Genomic DNA, 2,586 nt, shown 5'->3' with positions numbered 1-2,586 from the left:
GTCCAGGAACTGCATAAACTAACTCTTCACTTTCCTTATAGTTGATAATTATATCATTTGCTATATTATTATAAACCTCATCAAAATTTTCTGATGTCTCATAATAATGGTCATATGTTTTAAATTCACTAATTTTATCTTTTAGGTAATCAATAGACGGATGCTTTCCTGTTCTAAAAAAAACATTTTTCCCCTCTTCTAATGCTTTAACGGCTCCAACAGTTAAAGCTTCTGGTGATCCAGGTCCTAAACCTATTATCTTTATCATTAGGATCTCTCCTTATCCTTAATTTTTTACTATCCTATTTTTTATATCATCTATACTAAATATTCTTAAAGTTAATATTAGTATTCCATATATAATAATACCTAAAAATATAGCTATTAAGCAAGAATAAGTATTACTTCCAGTTTTAGTATAGACAAAAGAATAAGAAAATAAGGATATTATTATCATAACTACAGCTGCAATAATTGGCTTAATAAAGGTTTGAATAACATTTAAGCTAAGCTTAAGCTTTCTTTTAATAGATATCATATTTAATATAGTAGCTATAATATATGCAGCTATACTAGCAATAACAGCTCCATATATATTTATCTCTGGAATAGGAACTAATAAATAAGTCAATACAACTTTAACTATGCACCCAATAAATAAATTAATTATTGGTCTTATATAATGACCTATCCCCTGCATTATAGATGTAGTAGTTTGAGTTATTATAATAAATGGCACAGATATTGATAAATACTTAAGAATTAATATGCCATCATATTTCCCAGGAAATATAATCATCATAATTGGTCCTGCTAGAAAATATAATCCAAGGGTGCATGGCATTGCTATAAGCATTGATAACTTAATAGATAATTGAACCTTGTCTTGCACATCTTTTCTTCTATTCATTATATAGTTTTCTGCTATGATAGGAATTAAGGCTGTCCCTAATGCCATTGACAACGTTAATGGTATATTAGTTATTACATTTGCTTTTCCTGTTAGTTGAGCGTATAGAACTGTGGACATTTCTGATGTTACTCCTGATTGCATAAGCTTTTGTGGAACTAGTATAGAATCTATTAAGCTCATAATAGTTCCTACTGTAGCACCTAAAGATATGGGTAAAGCTATTCTTAAAATCGAAGTTAATACTTCTGGATTGCTCTTAACCCGCTTATTCCACATTTCCTTTTTTACCTTTTTATATTTTTCATAAAGGTAACTTGCACCTATTACTCCACCTGCTGCTGCTCCAAAAGCTGCTCCACCTGCTGCAAATTCAATTCCTTTAGGTAATAAGAAAATAGCAAGTCCTACTCCAATTACTACTCTACCTAGCTGCTCCAAAATCTGTGACACTCCTGAAGGCGTCATATTTTGAAGCCCCTGAAAGAACCCTCTATAAATAGTCATTATAGAAATAACAAAAGGTGCAAAGGATATTCCAAGTAATGCATAATAGGATTTCATATCCCACTGAACAAATCTTATAATAGGTTTAGCAAAAAAGAATAATATGAGGGTTGTACCAATTCCAAGTATCATCATTAGCAATGTAGATTCTTTTATTATTACAAATATACCTTCTATATCTCCCTTAGCCTTCTTTTCTGATATCATTTTTGAAATTGCTACAGGAACTCCTGAAGCCATTGCAACGAAAAACATATATAGAGGATATGACATTTGATAATACCCAACACCTTCATCACCAATCAACATAATCAGTGGCCACCTAAAGAATAATCCAAAAAATCTTGCAACTATTCCTGCTATTCCTAAAATTAAACTTGCCTTTATTAATGATTGTTTCTTCATAAAATACCTCCAAACTTAAATTGCTGTTAATAAATTTTTATTTAAAGTTTAGAGGTATTATTACTTTTATTGATAACTTTATATTTAATTAATTAGTTCTATTGTTCCATTTGCTTTCCTAAGAAAGAAGAAGCTGTCTCTGCAAGCTTTAACTCTAATTCTCCAAGCTTTTCTCCTGACTCCTTAGATAGTATAATAACAGCACCTATTGCATCGCCTTCAGCTATTATTGGTGATATAACTTGACTTGAATAATTTCCACTTTCTTCATCATTATGTAATGGAATGGCTTTACTTTGTTCTGTTATTAGAACAGCCTTTCTTTCCTCCATTATTTCTTCTAATTCAGAACTTACCTTTCTTTCGATATAGTCCTTTTTAGAAGCACCGCTAACTGAAATAAAAGCGTCTTTATCTGCGATTAAAACAATATGTCCTATTGCTTGTTGTAAGCTTTCAGCATATTCCTTTGAAAAGTCAGTTAATTCTCCAATAGGTGAATATTTCTTTAAAATTACTCCACCTTCTCTATCAGTGAAAATCTCTAAAGGATCTCCTTCTCTGATCCTTAAAGTTCTTCTTATTTCTTTTGGTATAACAACTCTTCCTAAGTCATCAATTCGTCTAACTATCCCTGTTGCTTTCATTATTCCGAGATACCTCCTTACATTTATAATAATTAGTTGCAATATTATTATTTGACTACTTAGAAATTTTATACCGATATAACCAAAATTTATAATAATATATATTTTATATTAAAT

The 2,586-nt window shown here is 30.2% G+C and carries 3 protein-coding genes; all 3 read right to left on the bottom strand.

Annotated features, from left to right (window positions below):
* On the bottom strand, positions 1-268 hold a 268-nt coding region (locus tag E6248_RS15310), incomplete at its 3' end, for an SAM-dependent methyltransferase (RefSeq protein WP_316341634.1).
* Positions 269-286: 18 nt separating this feature from the next.
* On the bottom strand, positions 287-1,822 hold the full coding sequence (locus E6248_RS15305) for a polysaccharide biosynthesis protein (protein ID WP_316341633.1): 1,536 nt from the start codon (positions 1,820-1,822) through the stop codon (positions 287-289).
* 98 nt (positions 1,823-1,920) lie between these two features.
* The gene (gene spoVT / locus E6248_RS15300; protein WP_316341632.1) at positions 1,921-2,469 is read right to left on the bottom strand and encodes a stage V sporulation protein T; all 549 of its coding nucleotides are present in this window, start codon (positions 2,467-2,469) and stop codon (positions 1,921-1,923) included.
* Positions 2,470-2,586: the final 117 nt, after the last annotated feature.

The organism is Clostridium sp. (assembly GCF_032552055.1).
Taxonomy (GTDB): domain Bacteria; phylum Bacillota; class Clostridia; order Clostridiales; family Clostridiaceae; genus Clostridium.
The sequence above is the reverse complement of the archived record's forward strand: the minus strand, read 5'-3'. Positions and strand labels throughout refer to the sequence as shown.

Excerpts from the sequence above, each read along its gene's own strand:
- E6248_RS15305 (WP_316341633.1), bottom strand. The coding sequence starts at position 1,822 with ATGAAGAAACAATCATTAATAAAGGCAAGTTTAATTTTAGGAATAGCA.
- spoVT (WP_316341632.1), bottom strand. The coding sequence starts at position 2,469 with ATGAAAGCAACAGGGATAGTTAGACGAATTGATGACTTAGGAAGAGTT.